Source organism: Acidimicrobiia bacterium, assembly GCA_035948415.1.
Classification (GTDB): Bacteria; Actinomycetota; Acidimicrobiia; order IMCC26256; family PALSA-555; genus PALSA-555.
The window spans coordinates 21892-43370 of record DASZJD010000003.1; the positions used below are offsets into that span (position 1 = coordinate 21892).

A 21479-nucleotide genomic window follows, 5' to 3' on the forward strand; every position below is an offset into this window, starting at 1 on the left:
GGACCGTCGCCCGGCGGCTCAGGGGCGCGCGGCGCCGACGGGCTGACCCCAGATCGGCCCGATGTGCACGTCGTTCCCGGTCCCGCCGGCCTCGAGGATCCGCGCCGAGCCGATGTAGATCGCGACGTGCTCGCTGCCGCCCGCGCCCCAGAACAGGAGGTCGCCGGCCTGCATGGCGCCGAAGGGAACGTGGGGGAGCATGTCGTACTGCGCACCGGAGTAGTGCGGCAGGCGGACCCCCGCCGAGGCGTAGGCGGCCATCACCAGACCCGAGCAGTCGTAGGAGTTCGGTCCGGCCGCCGCGTACTCATAGGGCTTGCCGAGCTGGGCCCGAGCGAAGGCGATGGCTTGCGCGGCGGCGCCGTTCGGTGCGGCCACGTTCGGGAACGCCGCCGGGTCAGCGTTGCCGCCCCCGCCGAACCGGGATTGGGCGGCGGCGAGCGCGGCCGCTTCGCGGCGCTGCTGCTCCTGCTGGACGAGCGCGACGAGCTGGCCCTGCACCTGGCTGAGGGTCTGCTGCTGGGCCGCGTTGGCCGCGGCGAGGCTCTGCCGGGCACCGGCGATCTGCTGGCGCTCGGCTTCGGCCTGGGCCTTCGCGCGCTCGGCCGCGGCCTGGTCGCCGGTGAGCCGCTGCTTCACGACGCCGAGCTGGGCGATGAGCGCCTGGTCGGCGGCGGCTTGGGCGCTGGTGTACTTCTCGCCGATCAGGAGCTGCTCGGAGTCGCGGAAGTCGAGGGCGCTCAGGGACTGGCCCGAGACCGCGCCGCGATAGTCCGAGCCCGCCCGCTCCCGGACCCGGGCTCGCAGCGCGTCGAGGCTCCGCTGGGCCGCGGCCTGCTTGGCCTCGGCGTCGGTGACGGCCTGCTCGGCCTGTTGGAGCCGCAGCTGGGCCCCGTCGTACCGCTGGCTCAGCGCGTCGATGCGCTGGTTGTTCGCCTCGATCTGGCTCTGGAGCGCCTGGGCCTGGGCCTGCGCGTCGCTGATCGGGTCGGCGCCGGCGGGCGGCGCGCCCGGGGCCACCGCGAGGGCGCTGGTGATCGCGAGCGCGATGAGGCCAAAGCGGCGCATGTGGCGGGACACGGGGTCGGCACGCTACCGGGCTCGACCCGGCCCGGCCAAGTGGAGCCGCAACGCCCCGCCCGGGGCGGGCCGCAGCCTCCTCGCCATAGTGTCCGCTCGAGGAGGGGGACGACATGGCTGACGCCCTCAGCGGCGAGCGCCTCGTCGAGCTGGCCTGCGAGCGGACCGGGCTCGACGACTTCGGCGGTGACACGTTCCGGCTCGGCCTGGACCGCCTGGTCGACGGGCTCACCGCGGAGGCCCGCCTCAACGCGGTCGGTGAGGCGATGGCGCCCGAGGTGCTCCTGACCCACCTCGTGAACCGGCTCGAGATCACCGACTGGCACCGGCGTCACCCCGAGATCGGCGCCGCCGACGTCACCCCGCCGGTGGTGATGATCGGGATGGGGCGCACCGGCACGACGATCCTCCACGACCTGCTCGGCCAGGACCCCGCCAACCGGATCCCTCGAACCTGGGAGGTCGACCGGCCGTGCCCGCCGCCGGAGCGGGCCGCGGCGGACACCGACCCCCGGATCGCCGAGGTCCAGGCCCACATCGACGCCCTCGACCAGCTCCATCCCGAGTTCAAGACCATGCACCCCACCGGAGCCCGCCTCGGGCAGGAGTGCATCTGCATCACCGGCAGCGAGTTCGCCAGCCTCATCTTCCTCAGCCAGTTCAGCCTCCCCTCCTACCTGCGGTGGCTGACCCGGGAGGCCGACCTCGCCCCCGCGTACCGCTGGCACCGCCGGTTCCTGCAGCTGCTGCAGTGGCGCGACCCCGCCGAGCGCTGGGTGGTGAAGTCTGGGGCCCACCTGTGGGCGCTCCCCGCGCTGGTCGCCGAGTACCCGAACGCGACGATGATCCAGACCCACCGCGACCCGCTGCGCGTCATCGCGTCGATCTCGTCGCTGTTCGCCACCGTTCGGCGCACCGGGAGCAGCGACGTCACGATCGCCGCCGTGGCCCACGAGTGGACCGACAGCATCCTCGACGCGCTCGACCGCGCCGTCGACGCCCGCCAGGACGGCACGATCCCACCGGACCGGGTCGTGGACCTCGACTACGTCGCCTTCGTCGCCGACCCCCTGGCCGCCGTGCGCGACCTCTACGACCGCTGGGGCGTCGAGCTCACCCCCGCAACCGAGGGTCGCATGGGCGCCTTCCTCGCCGACCACGGCCAGAACCAGCACGGCGCCCATCGCTACTCCTGGGCCGACACCGGTCTGCCGGTCGACGAGATCCGCGAGCGGGCCCGTCGCTACCAGGAGTACTTCGACGTCACCCCCGAGCCGGTGCCGTGAACCGCTCCGGCGTCGTCGCCGAGCCGCGCTGAGCCACGGGCCGGGCCGAGGCATCGGCCTGGGCGACCGACGCGTGGCGCGTAACGGATCAGCTCGCGCCGGGCTCCGCGGGCACGCCCAGCGGCGAGCCGTCGGCCAGGCTGGCCCGCGTCCGCTCGTCGAGCGGCGTGTGGAAGGTGGCGTGGAAGCGGTTCACGACGTTCGCCACGCCGATCGTGCAGCACAGCTCCATGAGCTGCGGGAGCGTGAAGTAGCGCCGGAGCTCGGCGTAGCGGTCGTCGTCGATCGCGTCGCCGCGCGTGAGCAGCCGGGCGTACTCGACCACGGCCCGCTCGACGGGCGAGAGCGACCCGTCGGGCGGCTCGGGCTCGCCGACGGCGGCGAGCTGGGCCTCGCTGAGTCCGACGCTCCGACCGAGCGCCCGGTGGGTGGGCACTCAGTAGTGGCAGCGGTTCTCGGTCGACGCGGTCAGGTACGCGAGCTCCCGGAGGGGCGGGTCGATCGACGAGCCCCAGTAGGCCGCGGCGCTGAAGCGCATGAACCCGTCGAGGATCGCGGGGTGGTTGGCGAGGGCCCGGATGACGTTGAAGTCCGCACCGGTTGCGGCCAGGCCCTGGAGCAGCGCGCGCGTCTTGGGGTCGACGTGCTCGTCGTCGGGGCCGACGAGCGGGATCCTCGTCATCGTCCTCCTCCGCCGGGGCCGATGGTACGGGAGGCGCCCGCCGCCTCAGGCCCGATCGACGCGCTCGAGGTGCTGGAGCTCGACCATCAGGGGGAGCAAGAACCCGATGTAGGCGCTGGTCAGGATGTAGTCCGAAGCGGGACCCGGGGTCCGGCGGGACGCCACGTCGATGACTCGGACGCGAGGGTCCTGCCGCTGGCGTCGCTTCGCCCGCTCGACCGTCGCCTCGAGCTCGGCTCGGGTGTCGACCTGCAGCCCGAAGTGGTCGAGGGGCGGCGCCACGACGTACGGGTCGGCCGGGAGCAGGTAGATGAACTGCGCGAAGACGCCGGTGTAGAGGATGAGGGGGTTCCCCGACTCGCCGGTGTTGTCGCCCTCGGTCCAGCCGAACACGTCGCCGTAGAAGGCGAGGATCTCGGCCCGTCCGGCGTCGTCGAGGACCGCCGGGTCGAGGCTGAGCGCCACGTGGTTCAGCCGCGCCGGTCGAGCGGCGTCGCTCACGACGCCGCTCCCGGCCGGACGAGCACCTTGGCCGCGCGCTCGCCGCGGGCCAGGAGCTGCATCGCGGGCAGCAGCCCGTCGAGCCCGATGTCGGTCGGCTCGACGAGCAGGTCGACGGGCAGGCGGCCGGACGCCAGCATCTCGAGGGCGGGAGCCCATCCGTCGGCGTCGTAGTTGTACGCGCCGATCGCGGTGAGCTCGAGCACGATCATCCGGTTGTGGTTCACACGGGGCCAGTCGTGGCCGGTCCCCACGAACACCAGCGTGCCGGCGCAGTCGAGGTGGTCCAAGGCCGCCGCCGCCGCGCCGGGTCGCCCCGAGCACTCGAACGCGACCGTGAACGGGTGCTCCGCGGTGCGGCCGATCGGGACCGGGGGCAGGTCCTCCGGGGTGAGCGTCCGCGTGGCGCCGACCTCGAGCGCGCGCCGGCGCCGCACCGCGGCGGGCTCGGAGACCGTCACGTCATCCACGCCCAGGCTCCGGAGCACCGCGGTGATGAGGAGGCCGACCGGCCCGGCGCCCGTCACGAGCACCCGGTCGGCGTCGGTCACGCCGGCGAGGTGCGCCGCGTGGAGGGCGATCGCGGTCGGCTCGGTGAGCGCCGCGGCGCGAAGCGTGAGTCCCTCGGGCACCCGGAGCAGCCGGCTGGCCTGGGCCCGCACGAACCGGCAGAACGCCCCGTTGAACCCGAGGTAGTCGGGGGCGGGCCTGCGCAGGCACACCGACGGGCGCCCTCGACGGCAGGGCCGACACTGCCCGCAGCCGGGCTCCGGTCCGGCGACGACCGGCGTCCCGAGCGCCCAGCCGTCGACGTGCTCGCCGACGGCGGCGACGGTGCCCGCCCACTCGTGGCCGAGCACCGCGCCCGGTCGGGCGTACTGCTCGAGGACGAGGTGCAGGTCGGTGCCGCAGATCCCGCAGTGCGACACCTCGACGAGCACGTCGTCCGGTCCGATCGGCGGCACCGGGACGGGGCGGACCTCCAGGTTGCCCTGCCCGACGTAGACCGCGGCCGGCATGATGTCGGGAGGCATGCGGAGCGGAGCGTAGGGCGACCGCCCGGCGCGTGCCGACGAGTCGGCGCCGCACGGGGTCACACGACGATGGCGGCGGCGACCACGGCGACCGTCGCGGCGAGGACGACGATGTCGCCTCGGCGGGGGAAGGAGGACGCGGCCCGGGCGCTCACCCCGCCCCGAGCGTCGATGGCGTCGGCGAGGTCCCGGGCCCGCCGCAGCGCCACCACCACCGCGGTGCCGAGCACACCCTGGATCTCACGGGCGGCGGCGCGGACGCGGTCGCGGGAGAGCGTGCGGTCCCGGCGGGGCGGCCGGCGAAGCCGTGTCACGGCGACGAGGGTCCGGATCTCGTCGACGAGCAGCGGCAGCGACCGGATGGCGAGCCCGACGGCGACCACCCACTCGTCGACCGGCACCCGCAGTCGTCGGAGCGGCGCCGCCAGCGTCGCCAGCGCCGGCGCCACCTCGCCGAGGGGGGTGGTCCAGCCGACGAGCAGCGCCGCCGAGAGGAGCACGACGGCGAGCCCGGTGAAGAGGAGGAAGTCCTCGAGGCCGCCGAGGCTGAGGGCGAGGGTGCCCACGTGGACCAGCGGCGGCCGGCCGGCGCGCAGCGTGAGCAGGGCGTTGACGCCGAGCAGCACGAAGACCCACCGCGGGAGGCGAGGGACGGCGCCCGCGGGCACGCGCGCTGCGAGCGCCCCGACGGCCACGAAGGCCGCCGCGACCACGAGGGACGTCCACGACGGGCGGACCGAGACCAGCACCGCCAGCGCCACGACGACGAGGAGCTTCGTGCCGGCCCAGAGCCGGTGCACGGGCGAGTGGCCCGGCAGGAGTCGCAGGACGATCAGCTCCGGTCGGCGCCGTCGCCGGGTGGCGGGACCGGCGCCCGCGTCGACGGTCATCGCCGGGCCCGCTGGTCGCGGCGTGGACCGAGGTGGACCACCCGCCCGTGCTCGAGCTCGAGCACTCGCTCGACGAGGTCGTCGGGCAGGTCGGGGTCGTGCGACACGACCACCACCGTGACGCCCGACGCGCGGAGACGGACGAGCAGCGCGCCCAGCGACTCGCGGCCGGCGTCGTCGAGTCCGGCGAACGGCTCGTCGAGGACGAGCACGCGAGGGTGGCGCGCGAGCATCCCAGCGAGGGCGACGCGGCGGGTCTCGCCCCCGCTCAGCTCGTCGACCCGGCGGGTCGCGAAGGCCGCCGGATCGAGGCCGACCGCCTCGAGGGCGGCGGCGACGGTCGCGGGATCGGCGCCCGAGGCGGCCGAGACGTCGGCGCCGACCGTGGATCGGAGGAGCTGCAGGCGGGCGTGCTGGAGCGCCAGCGCGACCTGACCGGTGCACGCTTGGAGGGGTCGACCGCCGAGCCGCGCCGCGCCGTCGGTGGGCTCGATGAGCCCGGCGAGGATCCACGCCAGGGTGGACTTGCCCGAGCCGTTGCGCCCGAGCACGAGCAGGCCCTCGCCCGCGCCGAGCTCGAGGTCGACGTCCCGGAGGGCACGAACGACCCACGGCGTCCCGCGGGCGTACTCGTGACCGACGCCGCGCAGCGACAGGACCGGCTCGGCCGTGGTGGGGTGACGGCGCGCGGCTCCGTCCGTGACGCGTGCGCGGCTCGGCGCCGCCGGTGGCTCGGGCCCGACCACGAGTCGACCGGCGTCGAGCGCCAGCACCTGGTCGGCGGCGCGGCACTCGGCGCGCCGGTGCGTCACGTGCACGACGGTCACGCCGTCGGCCGTCGTGAGGTCGCGGAGCAGCTCGACGAGCGTCTCCCGGCCCTCGGGATCGACCATCGCGGTCGACTCGTCGGAGACGAGCAGCCGCGGCCCTCGAGCCAGCGCCGCGCCGATCGCCAGCCGTTGCAGCTCACCGCCCGACAGCGTCGACGTGTCACGGTCGGCGAGGTCCCCCAGCCCGACCCGGTCGAGGATGCCCTCGACGTCGACGGCGGCGTCGACCGGCACGCCCCACACGACGTCGTCGCGCACGCGGACCCCGAGCACCTGCGCCTCGGGACGCTGGAACACGATGGCGCTGCCGTGGCGGCGACCGAGGCCGACCGGCCCGGGCCGCGCGACGGCGCCGCCGGTCGGCGGACGCCCGACCAGGATCCGCGCCAGCGTCGACTTGCCCGCTCCGTTCGGCCCCACCAGGGCGAGAAAGGCCCCCGTGGGCGCGGTCAGCGACACGCCGTGCACCGCGGGCGCGCGGGCGCCGTACCGGTACTCCACGTCGCGCAGCTCGACCGGGACGGGGTCGGGCCGCCCTCCGGCCTCGGCCGGGTCGGGGGGCGCGTCGCCGCTCGGCTCGCCGACGGCGGCGCGCACGCGTCGGAGCGTCGGGTGGGCGATGAGCCACGCCAGCGCGACGCTGCCGGCGGTGGCGCCGAGCAGCGCCACCGAGACGCTCGCCCACCAGTCGCGCGTCGCCCAGCGCACCACCTCGTCCCCGGCGCGGGCCAGCCCGACGACGCCGAGGTCGCGCAGGGTCTGGCTCGTGCCGCGCCACGAGTTCGTCACCTGGACCAGGGCCAGCCGGCGCAGGTCGGCGAGCACGAAGAGGGCGCCCGTGGCGAGCGCGGCCGCCGGCGGCCAGAGCACGACGACGCCGACCTCCACCGTTCGCGCCAGGCCCCAGGAGCGACGCGCCGACGCGCCGACGACCGCGCCCACCGCCGCACACCCGACGATCGAGGGCACGAGGCCGGCGCCGGCGATCAGGAAGCCGATCGCGCTGGCCGCCGCCGCGCCGGCGATGACGGCGCGGAGGCGGTGCCGGACGGCGACGGTTGCCATCGGCACCACCGCCGCCGCCACCAGGATCGTCGCGAGCGGCAGCACGTGCCCGAGCAGGCAGAGCACGAGCGAGAGGTCGGCGAGCACCACCGCCTCGGCGAGCTCGTCGGCGCGGAGGCGCCCGCCGCGGCGACGCCGCGGCGAGGTGCTCACCGGCGGCTCGTGCATCCGCGCAGCCTTCCACGACGAGGCGTCGAGTCGGGACGCGGGCGGACGCCTTGGCCCGCCGCTCTCAGCGACGTCTCAGGGCGCGCGTCGGAGACTGCGTGCGTGCCCTGGCGGTCGGCACGAGTTCTCCTCGATGCCCCCCGCGTGCGGACCGTCGAGGGCACGCCACCCGCGGCGCCCGAGGATCGGACCGATCAGGGCGCCACCCCCAGCTCTCGGGCCCAGCGCAGGTTCTGGCGGGCCGAGCCCACGTGGGCGATGTGGACGACATGGCCCTCGCCCTGGCCGGGGTCGCCGTAGGTGATGGGGCCGCCACCGTCCGCCTCCGCGTCGCGGGCCAGACGGTCGAGGTCCTGCCAGTAAGCGATCTCGGCGTCGGTGGGGGTGAAGATCTCGTGCACGAGCGGGACGTGCACCGCGTCGCCGAGCATCATCCCGTAGTAGCCGAGGTCGCGCAGCTGGGTCGCCCAGGCCCGGAGGCCGGCCAGGTCCTCGCGCCCGCCACCCCACATCCCGCTGATCGGGTAGCGGATCCCGGCCGCGCGCGCGTCGACGAGGACCTTCGAGCGGAGGAAGAGGGTCTCGCGCCCCTCCGGTGTCCACCGGTAGCCGAGCGCCTGATGGATGTCCCCGAAACGCGACACGGCTCCTCCCATGTACGCGACCCGTGGGGAGGCGACGGCGATGTCGTAGGCGCAGCGGATCGCCGACGCGGTCTCGAGGACCGGGTAGATCGCGATCGAGCCGAGCGCGAGCTCGTGCTCGACCTCCATGCAGGTCAGGAGGGCGTCGGCGGCGTGGATGTCGGCCGGGCCGTGGACCTTCGGGACCAGGACCCCGGTGAGCGACGGGCCCACGACGGCCCGCAGGTCCTTGAGGGTCTGGCCGGTCGCCGGCGGCTGGACGCGGGCGAACACCGCCGGCCGGCGGCCGTCGCCGGGGAGCTGGTCGAGGAAGCCGCGCGCCACCACGCGGGCCTCCTCGCGGGCGGGCTCGGGGAACGGGGTCCGCGGCTCCTCGAGGTCGATGACGATCGAGTCGGCCCCCGACGACACGGCGCTCGACAGCGCCGCCGACTGGTCGCCGCGGACGAACAACACCGAACGCAGTGGGCGAGCCGACTCCTTCCGCACGCGGGCCCCGATCAGCCCGGCTCGGCCGCGAGCAGCGCCGCCGCCGACTCCTCGCACACCGTCCCGCCGAAGAACGAGGGGTTCCGGGTGGCGTGGAGACGCACCGGGTTCACGAACGTGAGCTGCCGGAACTCGTCGGCGGTGAGCAGCCCGCGCTCCACGAGCCCGAACGCCTCCGCCACGGGCTCGGTCATGTCGGGCACGTCCCAATGGGAGATGTCGGATCCCAGGACCGGGCGTAGCCGGGCGCCGAGCGGGTTGACGTCGTCCCGGAAGGCCCACGCCACGAGCGGGTCGTCGGCCTCGCACCCGAAGTAGAAGTGCGGCTCGAAGAGCGCCCGGAGGTCGGCGGGCTCGTCGATCGCGCAGGCGGCGAACTCGTCGACCTCGGCGGGGCGGGCCGCCGGACGACCGAAGTAGTCGCGGAGGCGATCGAGGCGCGCCCGGACGGTGTCGTCGCCGTAGACGGCGAAGTAGCGGAGGAGCTCGTCGACGTCGAGGCGGTCGGGGTCGAGCCCGCCGATGGCGTCACGGTTCCGCTTCTCCCAGTGGCCGACCAGCCCCGCGAACAGCGCGCACGCCCACGCCACGCCCCCTTCGAGGAAGCCGACCCGCAGGGTGGGGAACCGTCGGGTCACGCCGCCGAGGAACAGCGACTTGCAGAGCGACTCGTGCGCGGCGGCGAGGCCGTTGACGTGGTTGTACACGTAGTTCGAGATCGACCGGGTGACGCGGTGGTGCTGGAGGGAGCTGTGGAACACGGGCGCGACGCCGAGCTCGACGCATCGGGCCCAGAACGGGTCGTAGTCGTACGGGCTGTCGAGGCCGAACATGTCGAGCCGGTACGAATCACGCCCGACCGACCGGCGGGCATAGCCGGCGATGAGCGCCGACTTCATGCCGAGGTTCCCGACCGCGTACTCGAGCTCTGCGATCGCCTGCTGAGGCGTGTTCATCGGGACGAGGGCCCCGACGGTGCAGCGGTCGCGGTACGGCGCGAACCGGCGGGCGTGAGACCGGTTGGCGGCGCGGCACAGCGCGGAGGAGAGCTCCTCGTCCGTCTCTTCGAAGAAGGCGAGGGTCATCGACGGGTACAGGATCGTGAAGTCGATGCCGAGCTCGTCGAGCCGCTCGTACAGCAGCGCGGGGAGGTGGGCGGTCGCCCGGTCCCGGGCGTCGTGGGTGGGCCAGCCCCACCAGGAGGGCATCGCCCGCCACTCGCGACGCACGGCGGGGTCAGCGCGGTCGCTGAGGTTCGAAGCCGTGTCGGTCGGCGCGACGCGGCCGGCGCGGAACCGGTCGCGGAGGGCGGCGCCGCCGAAGTCCTCGAGCGCGGCGATGAGCTCGTCGTCGAGGATCGGGCCGATCTCCACGAAGTGGCCGTCGGCGTCGATGATGGGGTGCCCGACCGTCGCCCGCACCGACGCGGCTGGGATCGAGGTGGTCGTCGTCATGGCTCCTCGCCGGTCCCGGGCGGCCATTCAACCGCGTTTGGGCGGGCGCGGGCGACGGGCGCGACTCAGCGACCGGTGGGCGCGCGGGGCAGGAGGCGCCGCGCGTGCTCCACCAGGCGCCGACGGGTGGGGCGGTCGAGCCGATGCCACACGTAGAGGAGGGCGGCGGCGCCGAACACGAGCCCGAGGAGCGCCTGGCCGACGCCCCCGAGGATCCCCGAGCCGACGACGAAGCCGAAGAAGGCCAAGGCGGCGACGAACACCAGAATCAGCCCGCGCGCGGCGGCAGGGACGTGCGCGTCCACGGGAGGGAGCGTACGGCCCGGCGCGGCGCGCGGGAGCTCGGCCGAGCCGGGCTACTCGTGCGCGCCGCGACCGCGGCCGCGCTCGCCGGCGTCGAGGAGCCGAGCGATCTCCGCGACCTCGGACCGGACGGCGTCCGCGAACCAGCGACCGGCGACCAGGTCGTGCAGCCGGCCCAGGACGCCGAGGCCCAGGTCCAGCTCCTCGACGTGATGGATCCGGACCCCGCCGTCGACGTCCTCGATGTCGAACCAAGCGTGGAGCGCGCGCGGCACGCCGTGCTCGAGGGTGACGTCGATCCGGCGCGGCTCGTCCCAGTGGTAGCGGGTGATGACCGAGCCCGGCAGTCGGCCGAGGAAGCGGCCGTCCTCGCGGGCGATCATGCCGTCGGGGACATTGCCGAGCTTGGTGACCCAGACCATCTTCGTGTCGGCCTTCGTGTACTGGGCCGGGTCCAGGACGAAGTCGAAGGCCTCTTGGGCTGACACGCCCTGGACGAACGCTGTTCCCTCACCGCGGATCACCAGCCACCTCCTCGGCGATTGCACCGTCGTAGCAGGCGCGACAGCCGGCGGCGGCCTCGAACGGCGCGTGGCGTGGCGCTCGACCCGCAGGGCCAGGGTCGGCGCGGCGGCGGGCTCAGGACCGAGGGCGGGGCGGCATCACCAGCACCGTGCCCTGCGCCGCGCACACCAGCCGTCCGTCGTTCCGCACCTCGATTCGAACTACCGCGGTGCGGCTCGAGAGCGAGGCGATCTCCGCCGTCGCCGCCAGCGTCCCGGCGGTGACCGGCGCCAGGTAGTTCAGCTTGAACTCCGTGGTCGCGGCCCACGCGCCGCGGGGGATCACCGGGTAGCAGACGGTTCCGAGCACGTGGTCGCAGAGCGCGGCGATGACACCGCCGTGCAGGTTGCCGAACGGCGTCTTCAGCTCGTCGCGGACGTCGAGCTCGGCCCGCAGGGTCCCGGGGCCCACCTCGGCGTGACGGATCCCGAGGTAGCCCGGGAGGCCACCGACGTTGTCCGGGAGGTTGCCGAGCGACGCCGCCACCGCGGGGTCGAACTGCTCGAACGTGGGTCGTTCACTCACGCAGGGATCATGGCCCATCGTCCGACCGCGTGAGCTGCGCTCGCCGGTACGCTCGACCGGTGACGCGCGTCGAAGCAACGCCGCGTCGCCGCCCGGCGCGGCGTGGGCCCGCGCCAGTCGTGGCCACGATCCGCCGCCGGTGCGAGCCTCGGGCGTGGGACCGGTGGACGCGCGACCGCGAGAGGCGGTGAGGTTCGGTGGAGGTCCTCGATGGTGACGGCCTGCCGATCTACACCTGGGCGCCCCGGCTGGAGGCGGGCGCCCTCGCCCAGGCCCGGCACTGCTCGTCCCTGTCGGTCGCCTACCACCACGTCGCGGTCATGGCGGACGGACACCAGGGCTACGGCGTGCCCATCGGCGCCGTGCTCGCCCTCGACGATGCGGTCGCCCCCTACGCCGTCGGCAACGACATCGGATGCGGGGTCGCCGCCGTTCCCACGACGGTGGGACGCGCGGCCCTGCTCGCGGTCGATCCTCGGGCGGACCGCTCAGCCCGCGACACCGTGATGCGCTCCATCCAGGGCTCGGTGCCCGCCGGCGCCGCCGCGCACCGTGACCCGGGCCGACACGACGACGTCGAGCACCTGCTCGAGTCGGCGTTCGAGGCGCTCGACGACGCCGCGGCGGCGTCGAAGCTTCGACTGACGAGGTCGGCGGCGTCCGACGCCGGCGGCCGGGACCTGACCCGGTCGGCCTTCTTCGACCGCGGCCGAGCCCAGGCGGGGACCCTCGGGTCGGGCAACCACTTCATCGAGCTGCTCGCCGATCCGGAGGAGCGGGTCTGGATCATGCTGCACTCCGGGTCTCGCGGGATCGGGAGCCTGGTGTGCGCCAACTTCCACCGCATGGCGCGAGCGGCCTGCCTGCAGGCCGGCGTCGCGCTGGCGGATCCCGGCCTGGCGTTCCTCCCCGTCGGGGCAGGAGACGACCGCTGGGCGCGGGTCGGTCACGCCTACGAGCGGGCCCTCGGCGCCGCCCTCCGGTACGCCGAGCGCAATCGGCAACGCATGCTCGAGGTCGTCGCCGCGATCCTCGAGCGCCGGTTTCCTCGGAGCGTGCGCTGGGACGAGGCGATCAACATCCACCACAACGACGCGACTCGGGAGCGCCACTTCGGCCGCGAGGTGTGGGTGCACCGCAAGGGGGCCGTCAAGGCCGCGGCCGGCGACCCGACCATCATCCCCGGCTCGATGGGGACGGGCTCGTACCTGGGACGCGGGCTGGGCAACCCGGACTCGTTCGCGTCGTGCAGCCACGGCGCGGGACGGTCGCTCAGCCGAGGCCAAGCCCGCCGTCAGCTGTCGCTGCGCGACGAGCTCGGCCGGGTCGCCGCGGCCGGCGGCAAGGTCTTCACGGCCTACGAGGAGGGAGTCCTCGACGAGATGCCGAGCGCGTACAAGGACCTCGACGCCGTGATGGCGGCCCAGGCCGACTTGGTGGAGCCGGTGCAGCGCCTCACGCCGCTCGCGACCTACAAGGGCGCCGACCCGCCGCGCCGAGGAGCGGGCCGAACCCGCCGGCGGTGAGTCGCGCACGCGACGCGATCCCCACCGGTGTCGGATCGGTCGCGCGCCGCCGAGGGCGTCGGCGTCGACGGTTGCCGTCCCGTCGCGTACCAGACCGCGCACCTCGTCGCCTGGGACGGGAAGATCGCCCGCTGGACCGAGCACCCGGGCAGCATGCGCGAGTTCGAGGCGGCTTGGGGCCCCCGGTAGGGCACGGCCTCCGACCGCCCCCTACGACGGCGGCGGCGGCAGGTCCCTCGGCGCCGGGAGCCCGCAGGCCTGCGCGGCGGCGCGGAACACGGCGAGCTGCTGAGCCGTGGGTGGGCCCGACGGCGGGTCCTTCGGCGGGGGCTGGACCCCGTGCTGGGCGAGGCAGGTGCGCTGGGCGTCCGTGAGTTGCACCTGGTGCGGCGCGCCGCTCGGTGCGGGCAGGCCGCAGGCCTGCGCCGCGGCCTTGAACGCGGCGCGCTGCTGGGCGGTCGGCGGGGCCAGCCGCTGCCCGGGGGTCGGCAGCGACACACCGTGCTGGGCCAGGCACGTGCGCTGGGCGTCGGTCAGACGCGGTGGACGGGGCCCGGCGGGATCGGTGCCCGAGCCCGTCTGGGCCGACGCCAGCGGCGCGAGCGTGACCACGAGCGCCGGGATGGCCACGAGCCCCGCGAGGTATCGCCCGACGCGGGCGCTCAGGACTGCAGGTGACGAGCGATGGGTGAGCATGGCGGCGCGTCCTCTCCTGGTGGCGGGTGCGATGCACCATGCGACAGGCGACCTGAACCTCGGGTAAGAGCACGCCGCACCGCTTCGCAGGCGCTCAGGTTGTGCGGCTCGGCCCCGAGCCGTGGCCGCGATGTGCCTAGCGCCAGAGCGAGCGGAGCGCGGCGTCGACGTCGAGGCCGACCGGCGCGCCCTGGCCGGGAGCGACGTCGCTCGGGGCCGGCCGCGGCCCGTGCTCTGCGCAGTCGAAGAGCCGACGGGCCTCGCTCGGCAGGAACCGCGTGAGCTGCGCGTAGTGGTGCGCGTCGTCGACGCCGGATCGACGGTGGAAGTAGCGCAGCGGGAAGTAGACGTGGAGGTGGTCGCGGGCCCGTGTCAGTGCGACGTAGAACAGCCGCCGCTCCTCTTCGATCTCGTCCGGGTCTCGAGTGGCCAGGTCGGACGGGAACATGCCGTCGGCAGCGTGGATGATGTGCACGGCGTCCCACTCGCCGCCCTTGGCCGAGTGCACCGTCGACAGCACGAGGTAGTCCTCGTCGAGGGCCGGCGGCCCGGCCAGGTCGCCGGTCGCGGCGGGCGGGTCGAGGGTCAGCTCCGCCACGAGCTGGCTCCGCGTCCGATACGCGGCGGCGAGGTGCTCGAGCTCCTCGAGGTCGCGCAGGCGGGCCTCGGCGCGCTCGTACCGACGCCGAAGGAGCGGGTCGAGCGCGGGTCGGAGCGCCCGGATCTGCAGGGTCGGCTCCGGGTCGCCGTCGGCGCAGGCGGTCAACCCGTCGGCGAGGGCCGCGAGCTCCCCCTGCGCCGACTTCGGCGCGCGCGGGGCCGCCCGCCGGAGACGTTCGGCCGCCGTCGCCGCGTCGTCCGAGTGGGGACGGACGCCGAGGGTCGCGAGCAGGCGCCGGGCGTGGCCGGGCCCGACCCCGTCGGCGAGGCGCAGGGCCCGGAACCACGCCAGCTCGTCGTACGGGTTGTCCAGGACACGGAGGAGCGCCAGCAGGTCCTTGATGTGCGCCGCCTCGAGGAAGCGGAGACCGCCGTACTTGACGAACGGGACGTTTCGACGGCCGAGCTCGAGCTCGACGACGGCGCTGTGGTGGGCGGCGCGGAACAGCACCGCCTGGTTCCGGAGCCCGATCCCCTCCTCGTAGTGCGCCAGGACCGTGTCGACCACCGCGGCAGCCTGCGCCTGCTCGTCGGCGCACGTGACGAGTCGAGGCCGGCGCGCGTCGGGTCGACGCGACCACAGCTGCTTGTCGAAGCGCGCTGACGCTGCCGCGATCACGGCGTTGGCGACCGCGAGCACCGACGGGGTGGAGCGATAGTTCTCTTCCAAGGCGATGACCGACGCGCCCGGGTATTGGCTCGGGAAGGCCAGGATGTTCTGCACCGTCGCGGCGCGAAACGAATAGATCGCTTGCGCATCGTCGCCGACGACCATCACGCCATGGGCATCGCGCGCCATGGCTCGGACGATGCCCGCCTGGAGGGCGTTCGTGTCCTGGTACTCGTCGACGAGCACGTGGTCGAAGAGCTGGCGGAGGACGGGCCCGACGCTCGAGTGGGCCACGGCCGCGGCCCAGAACAGCAGCAGGTCGTCGAAGTCGAGGAGCTGCTGCGCCCGCTTCCGCTCGACGTACTCGTTGAAGACCTGCCCGATCGTCGCCGCGTCGCCGGCGCACCACGGGAACGTCCGCTCGAGCACCTCGCGCAGTGGCCGCTGCATGTTGGCGACCCGCGAGTAGATCGCCAGGAGCGTGTCCTGGCGCGGGAACCGCCCCGAGCCGTGGGCCGCGCTGCGCTCGCTGCGCACGAGCCCCATGAGATCGGCGGCGTCGCCCGGATCCAGCACGCTGAACTCGGAGCCGAGACCGACCGCGGCGCCGTGCACGCGCAGGATCCGGTGCCCGACGGCGTGGAACGTCCCGCCCCACACCCGCTGGGCCGAGGCCGGGTCGGCGGAGCGGGCGGCGCGGCGCAGCATCTCGGCGGCGGCGCGGCGCGTGAACGTGAGCAACAAGATCCGCTCCGGCGGGACCCCGCGACGCAAGAGGGTGGCGACCCGGGCCGCCAGGGTCTTGGTCTTGCCGGTGCCGGCTCCGGCCACGACGAGCAGGGCTCCGTCGCCGTGCTCGACCACCGAGCGCTGCGCCCGGTTCAGCTCCTCGGCGGTGGCGGCGAGCACGCCGACAGCGTATACGAACGTACGTTCGGCCTTGCGGCGCCGACGGGTCGGGCTGCGGCCAAGATCACCGGGTGCCGATCGAGCGGAGGCGGCGGGCACGACAGGCCGGCGTCGGCCTCGTGCTCCTCGGGTGCCTGATGGGCGTCACCGGGGGTGGGGCCAGCGGGGCCGGCCCGGCCCGGCCCGATCCCTTCCGCCGCGTCGACGACGCGATGCGGAGACGCCTGCGTGATGAGCGTGGCGGCGCGCTGGTCATGGTGCACGACCGCACGCTCTTGCATCGACGCACCTTCGGCTCGTTCCGCACGACGACTCGTCTCCCGATCGCCTCCGCGAGCAAGTGGCTGACGGCCGCGACCCTGATGACGCTCGTCGACGACGGCCACGTCAGCCTCGACGAGCCGGTGTCCCGAGTCCTGACGGACTTCGGCGGTCCGAACGCTTCGATCACGATCCGCTCGCTGCTGTCCCACACTTCGGGTCTGCCCGACGCCGACTGTGTCGGTGACCCCCTGACGACGCTCGCCGGCTGCGTCCACGTGATCGCCCAGTCGACCCCGGCCCACCCTCCCGGCCACGTGTTCCACTACTCGAGCGTCGGGTACGAGGTGGCGGCCCGCGTGATCGAGGTCGCGACGGGGGAGCCGTTCGAGCGCGCCTTCGAGGACCGGATCGGAGCGCCGGTCGGGATGGTCCACACCCGGTTCGACGAGCTCGGCCGGGGGCGGACCCCCAACCCGGATCCCGCCGCCTCGGCGATCTCGACGGTCGACGACTGGACGCGCTACCTCGACATGGTCCTCCATCTCGGGCAGGCGAACGGCCGTCAGGTGCTCGCGCCCTCGTCGGTCCAAGACATCGAGGCCGACCAGGTGGCGGGCCTGGACACGCGCGCCGACGCCGCGGTCCAGATCACCAACATCCCCACCTACGGACTCGGCGTGTGGCGGGACGTCCCGGGGCCCATGGACAGCACTGTCGTCGCGAGCGGCAACGGCGCCCTCGGCTTCTACCCCTGGGTCGACCGCGACCACACCAACTTCGGGATCGTCGCCGTGGACGACGAGCGGGGCCCCGACGTCGCCGTGCCCGCGTCCCAGCGGATCGCTCGCTTGGCGTGGACGCTGGCGGCCGCCCTCGGCTGAGCGGGCGCACGAGCCCGACGGGGGCGGCACCGGGCGTGCTACACCTTCGGCCGGTGGCCGCCGTCCCAGGGCGGTGCAACGGAAGCCCGAGCGATAGGGGGAGCGAGGGTTCGTGCCGGCCTTCCTTGCGTTCGGACGCAAGCACCTGACGTACGTAGCGGCACTGGCCGTCGCCATCTTCCTCGGCGGCGTCATCGAGGAATCGTGGGCCGGCAACCCCGTCACCTTCGATTCCGTGCTCTTCTTCGTCGTCGTCGGCGTAACGCTGGGGTCGATCTACGCCGTGGCCGCCGCCGGGCTCGTCGTCACCTACACGACGTCCGGGATCTTCAACTTCGCCCAGGGCGCGATCGGCATGATGATGGCGTTCGTCTACTGGGAGTTCAAGGTCCACCTCGGCATCCAGACGCTCCTGGCGGTGGTGCTGACGGTGGTCATCGTGGCGCCGCTCGTCGGCGCGATCATCGAGCGGGCGTTCCGGCCCCTCGCGAACGCGTCCCTGGTCGCGCAGCTCGTCGCCACGATCGGGCTGATGCTGTTCTTCATCGGGCTGGCGTCGATCCTGTGGAACCCGGACACGCCGCGCAGCGTCGGAACCTTCTTCGGGACGGACGGCTTCAACGTCGGTCAGACGTTCGTGCCGTGGTACCGACTTATCACCATCATCGGCGGGCTCGGCATCGCGGTCCTCCTCCGCTTCGTGCTCTTCAACACGCGGCTCGGCATCGGCATGCGGGCCGTGGTCGACAACCGCGAGCTCGCGGCGCTGAACGGCGCCCGACCGGCCCGGATGTCGATGGTGTCGTGGGCGCTCGGGTCCTCGATGGCCGCGCTCGCCGGCATCTTCCTCGCCGAAGAGCTGAGCGCGCTGAGCGTCCAGACCTTGACGCTGCTCATCGTCGACGCCTTCGCGGCCGCGATCATCGGACGGCTCCGCAGCCTGCCGTGGACGTACGTGGGCGGGATTGTGATCGGGCTGGCGCTCTCCTTCCAGGAGAACTTCCTGAGCTGGGCCGGTCGGTGGAGCACCGCGTCGACGGCGATCCCGACGATCATCCTGTTCCTGGCCTTGCTGTTCCTGCCCCAAGCGCGGATCGAGGGACGTCGATCGAGGCTCGAGCTGGCGCCGCGCGTGCCGCGGATCCGCACGGCGGCCGGCGGCATGGTCGTGCTCTTCGTAGGCGTGGTCGTGGCGGCCGGCCTGCTCGACCGTCCCGACGTGCGGCGCCTCGCCCTGGCTCTCGCAACCGCCTTCATCATGCTCTCGCTCGTCCCGCTGACCGGGTGGGCGGGCCAGATCTCGCTCGCCCAGATCACCTTCGCCGGCGCGGGCGCGTTCGCCTTCGCCGAGTGGGGCCCCCAGCTCGGGACGACCGGCGGCTTGGTCGTCGCGGCCCTGTTCGCGGTCCCGTTCGGGCTGCTGATGGTGCTGCCGGCGCTGCGGCTCCAGGGTCTCTACCTGGCGTTGGCGTCGCTGGCCTTCGCGCGCATGGCCGAGTTCGTCTTCTTCGACCAGCCCGAGGTCTTCGGGCCCGGCGCCAAGCGAATCCGCTCGCTTCGGCTCTTCGGCTTCGACTTCGGCAAGCCGTTCAGCGTGTTCGGCCTCCACTTCGGCCAGGACGTCGGAACCCTGTTCTTCATCACCGTGGCCTTCGGCGGCATCGGCGTCTTCGTCGTCTGGCTGCGGCGCGGCGTCTTCGGACGCCGGCTGATCGCCATGCGCGACAGCCCGGCCGCGTGCGCGACGTTCGGCGTGAACCTCATTGCGACGAAGGTCATGGTATTCGCGGTCTCCGCCGCGATCGCCGGGTTCGCGGGCGCGCTGTACGGCGTGGTCCTCGGATCGGCGGGGACCATGGACTTCCAGATGCTCCCCGGGCTGGCGATCCCGCTCCTCCTCGTCGTGGGCGGCGTCGGGGTCGTGAGCGGTGCCTTGCTCGGCGGGTTCTTCTTCCAGGCCTTCACGTGGCTCACCGAGATCTTCCCCGGGGTCACGATCCTCACGTACTGGATGCGGGTCGGGCCCGGCGCCGCGGGCGTCGGCATCGCGTATCGCCCCGAAGGCATCATCCCCAGCGTCGGCGAGGACCTGCGGCGACGGCGGTCCAAGCCGCCGCCGGCCCCCGCACCCACGCCGGCCCCGGCCGTGCCCGCCGGGGAACCGAGCGCGGTGCCCGCGCCGGGCGCGTCTCGCTAGAGGATCGCCCCCGATTCCTTGAAGCGCACGAGGTCGTCCCAGGACAGGCCGAGCTCCAGGAGGACCTCCTCGGTGTGCTGGCCGTGCTCCGGGGCGCGGCGCAGTGCGGGCGGCGACTCGTCGAACTGAACCGGGTTCGCGACGAGGGCCACCGGGGTGCCGTCGTCGGCGACGACGGTCGGCAGGTACCCGTTGGCGACGACTTGTCGGTCGTCGTGCAGCTCTAAGGCCGTCTGCACGGGCGCCCACACGCCCTCGAGCGTGGCGAGCCGGTCCCGCCACACCGCCAGGGGCGCGGCGGCGAAGATGTCGGCGATCAGGCGGCGGCACTCCCGACGGTGCTCGAAGCGAGCGGCGGCGTCGACGAACCGCGGGTCGTCGACAAGCTCCGGGTGCCCGAGGTGCAGGCAGAAGTCGCGCCAGTACCGGTCCGATTCGAGCATCACGAGGCTCACGTAGCGCCCGTCCTCGGTGCGGTACAGGCCGACCAGTGGGTTCGGGAAGTCGCCGGCGTCGAAGCTCGGGGTCTCGACGTGCTCGAACAGCTTGGAGGCGACGACGTCCGGCGCCAGGTTCCACAGCGCGGTCGCGAGGAGCGAGACGTCCACCACCGGGGCGGTCCCGGTTCGCTCGCGCGCGAGCAGCGCCGCCGCGATCCCGCCCGCGATCGCCATGCCCCCCATCACGTCCCCGAACGCGGGTCGCTGACCGATCGGGGGCTCCACGCCGCGCGGGGTGAGGGCGGCGGCGATCCCGCCCCGGGCCCAGTAGGAGGCGCCGTCGTACCCGCCTCGGCCCGCATCGTCGCCGCGGGGGCCCTGGCCGCTGCCGCGCACGTAGACGATGGCTGGGTTGCGGGCCCGGATGTGCTCCACGTCGATCTGCAGCCGCGCCCGCGCGTCGGGCAGGAAGTTCGTGAGGAACACGTCGCTCGACTCGGCGATCCGGTAGAGCAGCTCCCGTCCGTCGCCACTGGCGAGGTCGATGCCGACGCTGCGCTTCCCCCGGTTCGGCTGCTCGATCATGTAGTTGAAGCCGCCGGCCGCGCCCGGCACGAGGCCCGAGCTGATGAGTCCCCGCTGCGGGTCACCCGTGACCGGGTGCTCGATCTTCACGACGTCCGCGCCCCAGTCGGCGAGGACGGCGCCGGCGGCGGGCACGAAGGTCCACGACGCGACTTCGAGCACGCGGACCCCGGACAAGATCTCGGTCATCGTTGCTCCTCTCGGCGGCAGCGAGTCTGGCATCGCCGCCGCGAGCGCCGCGCGGAGCTCGGCCCACCCTCTACCGTGCTCGCGTGGAAACAGGCCGCTTGAAGGCCGCGGCGGCGCCGGCCGACCGGAGCCCCCGACTGCCGTCGGTCACCGCCGACGGCCACCGGTGCCGATCCCCGATCGAGGTGGGCCGGTGAGCGCGCCGGAGCCGATGTTCGACCTCGGTGACCAGGTCGCGATCGTGACGGGCGGAGGCACTGGGATCGGGCGCGCCACCGCGCTGGTGCTCGCCGAGCACGGGGCCGACGTCGCGCTCGCCAGCCGCCGACGAGAGAACCTCGAGCGGGTCGCGGCCGAGGTCGAAGCGCTCGGCCGCCGGGCCCTCGTCGTCCCGACCGACGTCCGAGACCCAGCCGCGTGCACGGCGCTGGTCGACGAGGCCATCAGCGCCTTCGGGCGGCTCGACATCCTCGTCAACAACGCCGGGGGATCGAAGTCCCGACCGCTCGAAGCCTGGGACCTCGACGGGTGGCACAACTCGATCGACCTGAACCTGCGGAGCGTGTTCGTCCTCTCCCAAGCCGCGGCCCGGCCGATGACCGAGCGTGGCCGTGGAGCCATCGTCAACATCTCGTCGGGCGCGGCCGAGCGCGGGTTGCCGTTCGTCGCGCCCTACGGCGCGGCGAAGGCCGGGGTCGAGAACCTCACCGAGTCGTTCGCGGCCGCGCTCGCCCCGCACGGGATCCGGGTGAACTGCGTCGGGGTCGGCGCGATCAAGTCCGAGGGGTTCGTGCGGGCGATGGAGAGAATCGGGCAGGATCCCGACCAGGTCGGCGGGCGTTCCAACGGCTTCGGTCGGGCCGGCCGCCCCGAGGAGATCGCCTGGCCCATTCTCTTCCTCGTGTCGCGCGCCGCCAGCTTCCTGTCGGGCCAGACGATCTACGTGGGCGGACCGCCGGTAGTGCCCGGCTACGCCGCCCCGCCGGCCTAAGGCCGCGGCGTGGCGA

At 74.0% G+C, this 21479-nt stretch carries 21 protein-coding genes; 6 read left to right on the forward strand and 15 right to left on the reverse strand.

Translation table 11 applies throughout. The annotated features are described in order from the left end of the window. Positions 1-18: 18 nt before the first annotated feature. On the reverse strand, positions 19-1080 hold the full coding sequence (locus VG869_00515) for a C40 family peptidase (protein ID HEV3449661.1): 1062 nt from the start codon (positions 1078-1080) through the stop codon (positions 19-21). Positions 1081-1193: 113 nt separating this feature from the next. Here VG869_00515 and VG869_00520 point away from each other — a divergent pair, with 113 nt between their 5' ends. Next, complete coding sequence (locus tag VG869_00520) at positions 1194-2366, forward strand: sulfotransferase (GenBank protein HEV3449662.1); 1173 nt, start codon at positions 1194-1196, stop codon at positions 2364-2366. An 88-nt stretch (positions 2367-2454) separates the two neighbouring features. Here VG869_00520 and VG869_00525 read toward each other — a convergent pair whose 3' ends face one another. The 11 genes from VG869_00525 to VG869_00575 all read right to left on the reverse strand — a co-directional run bounded on the left by VG869_00525 (position 2455) and on the right by VG869_00575 (position 11476). Continuing rightward, positions 2455-2802 carry a hypothetical protein gene (locus tag VG869_00525; protein ID HEV3449663.1) on the reverse strand — a complete coding sequence of 116 codons (348 nt, stop codon included), beginning with the start codon at positions 2800-2802 and terminating at the stop codon, positions 2455-2457. Further along, entirely contained in the window at positions 2803-3048 is a 246-nt protein-coding gene (locus VG869_00530; GenBank protein ID HEV3449664.1) for a carboxymuconolactone decarboxylase family protein, read from the reverse strand. It lies immediately after the preceding gene. A gap of 45 nt (positions 3049-3093) precedes the next feature. Beyond that, complete coding sequence (locus tag VG869_00535) at positions 3094-3549, reverse strand: hypothetical protein (GenBank protein ID HEV3449665.1); 456 nt, start codon at positions 3547-3549, stop codon at positions 3094-3096. Further along, a complete protein-coding gene (locus VG869_00540) occupies positions 3546-4583 on the reverse strand; it encodes an alcohol dehydrogenase catalytic domain-containing protein (protein ID HEV3449666.1) in 1038 nt (345 codons plus the stop codon). Before VG869_00540 ends, VG869_00535 begins: the two co-directional genes overlap by 4 nt. A gap of 59 nt (positions 4584-4642) precedes the next feature. Beyond that, the gene (locus tag VG869_00545; protein ID HEV3449667.1) at positions 4643-5473 is read right to left on the reverse strand and encodes an energy-coupling factor transporter transmembrane protein EcfT; all 831 of its coding nucleotides are present in this window, start codon (positions 5471-5473) and stop codon (positions 4643-4645) included. Further along, entirely contained in the window at positions 5470-7536 is a 2067-nt protein-coding gene (locus tag VG869_00550; protein ID HEV3449668.1) for a DUF2232 domain-containing protein, read from the reverse strand. Before VG869_00550 ends, VG869_00545 begins: the two co-directional genes overlap by 4 nt. Before the next feature lie 194 nt (positions 7537-7730). Then, positions 7731-8636 carry an aldolase/citrate lyase family protein gene (locus tag VG869_00555; protein ID HEV3449669.1) on the reverse strand — a complete coding sequence of 302 codons (906 nt, stop codon included), beginning with the start codon at positions 8634-8636 and terminating at the stop codon, positions 7731-7733. A gap of 44 nt (positions 8637-8680) precedes the next feature. Then, positions 8681-10123, reverse strand: coding sequence for an amidohydrolase family protein (locus VG869_00560; GenBank protein HEV3449670.1), 1443 nt, complete (start codon positions 10121-10123; stop codon positions 8681-8683). 65 nt (positions 10124-10188) lie between these two features. Continuing rightward, positions 10189-10428, reverse strand: a complete 240-nt coding sequence (locus VG869_00565; GenBank protein ID HEV3449671.1) for a hypothetical protein — start codon at positions 10426-10428, stop codon at positions 10189-10191. 51 nt (positions 10429-10479) lie between these two features. Further along, positions 10480-10950 (reverse strand): hypothetical protein, encoded by a 471-nt coding sequence (locus VG869_00570; GenBank protein HEV3449672.1) that lies wholly within the window; start codon positions 10948-10950, stop codon positions 10480-10482. A gap of 115 nt (positions 10951-11065) precedes the next feature. Next, positions 11066-11476 (reverse strand): PaaI family thioesterase, encoded by a 411-nt coding sequence (locus VG869_00575; protein HEV3449673.1) that lies wholly within the window; start codon positions 11474-11476, stop codon positions 11066-11068. 236 nt (positions 11477-11712) lie between these two features. Between VG869_00575 and VG869_00580 the strand changes: the two genes are divergently transcribed. Further along, positions 11713-13041 (forward strand): RtcB family protein, encoded by a 1329-nt coding sequence (locus VG869_00580; protein ID HEV3449674.1) that lies wholly within the window; start codon positions 11713-11715, stop codon positions 13039-13041. A gap of 27 nt (positions 13042-13068) precedes the next feature. After that, positions 13069-13230: a hypothetical protein gene (locus tag VG869_00585; protein HEV3449675.1), complete on the forward strand. Its 162-nt coding sequence runs from the start codon at positions 13069-13071 to the stop codon at positions 13228-13230. A 21-nt stretch (positions 13231-13251) separates the two neighbouring features. Here VG869_00585 and VG869_00590 read toward each other — a convergent pair whose 3' ends face one another. Further along, positions 13252-13737, reverse strand: coding sequence for a hypothetical protein (locus tag VG869_00590; GenBank protein HEV3449676.1), 486 nt, complete (start codon positions 13735-13737; stop codon positions 13252-13254). Positions 13738-13873: 136 nt separating this feature from the next. Further along, the gene (locus tag VG869_00595) at positions 13874-15916 is read right to left on the reverse strand and encodes an ATP-dependent helicase (GenBank protein HEV3449677.1); all 2043 of its coding nucleotides are present in this window, start codon (positions 15914-15916) and stop codon (positions 13874-13876) included. Between the two features lie 71 nt (positions 15917-15987). On the opposite strand from VG869_00595, the gene VG869_00600 reads away from it, so the two are divergent. After that, on the forward strand, positions 15988-17061 hold the full coding sequence (locus tag VG869_00600) for a serine hydrolase domain-containing protein (protein ID HEV3449678.1): 1074 nt from the start codon (positions 15988-15990) through the stop codon (positions 17059-17061). Between the two features lie 112 nt (positions 17062-17173). Beyond that, complete coding sequence (locus VG869_00605) at positions 17174-19258, forward strand: ABC transporter permease (GenBank protein HEV3449679.1); 2085 nt, start codon at positions 17174-17176, stop codon at positions 19256-19258. Here VG869_00605 and VG869_00610 read toward each other — a convergent pair. Next, entirely contained in the window at positions 19255-20472 is a 1218-nt protein-coding gene (locus tag VG869_00610; protein HEV3449680.1) for a CoA transferase, read from the reverse strand. The two genes, VG869_00605 and VG869_00610, sit on opposite strands and share 4 nt — an antisense overlap. A gap of 211 nt (positions 20473-20683) precedes the next feature. Between VG869_00610 and VG869_00615 the strand changes: the two genes are divergently transcribed. Next, positions 20684-21463: an SDR family NAD(P)-dependent oxidoreductase gene (locus VG869_00615; GenBank protein HEV3449681.1), complete on the forward strand. Its 780-nt coding sequence runs from the start codon at positions 20684-20686 to the stop codon at positions 21461-21463. The last annotated feature ends 16 nt before the right edge of the window (positions 21464-21479 follow it).

Coding starts and splice junctions, on each gene's coding strand:
- VG869_00520 (HEV3449662.1), top strand. CDS start 1,194: ATGGCTGACGCCCTCAGCGGCGAGCGCCTCGTCGAGCTGGCCTGCGAG.
- VG869_00530 (HEV3449664.1), bottom strand. CDS start 3,048: ATGACGAGGATCCCGCTCGTCGGCCCCGACGACGAGCACGTCGACCCC.
- VG869_00540 (HEV3449666.1), bottom strand. CDS start 4,583: ATGCCTCCCGACATCATGCCGGCCGCGGTCTACGTCGGGCAGGGCAAC.
- VG869_00545 (HEV3449667.1), bottom strand. CDS start 5,473: ATGACCGTCGACGCGGGCGCCGGTCCCGCCACCCGGCGACGGCGCCGA.
- VG869_00550 (HEV3449668.1), bottom strand. CDS start 7,536: ATGCACGAGCCGCCGGTGAGCACCTCGCCGCGGCGTCGCCGCGGCGGG.
- VG869_00560 (HEV3449670.1), bottom strand. CDS start 10,123: ATGACGACGACCACCTCGATCCCAGCCGCGTCGGTGCGGGCGACGGTC.
- VG869_00590 (HEV3449676.1), bottom strand. CDS start 13,737: ATGCTCACCCATCGCTCGTCACCTGCAGTCCTGAGCGCCCGCGTCGGG.
- VG869_00610 (HEV3449680.1), bottom strand. CDS start 20,472: ATGACCGAGATCTTGTCCGGGGTCCGCGTGCTCGAAGTCGCGTCGTGG.
- VG869_00615 (HEV3449681.1), top strand. CDS start 20,684: ATGTTCGACCTCGGTGACCAGGTCGCGATCGTGACGGGCGGAGGCACT.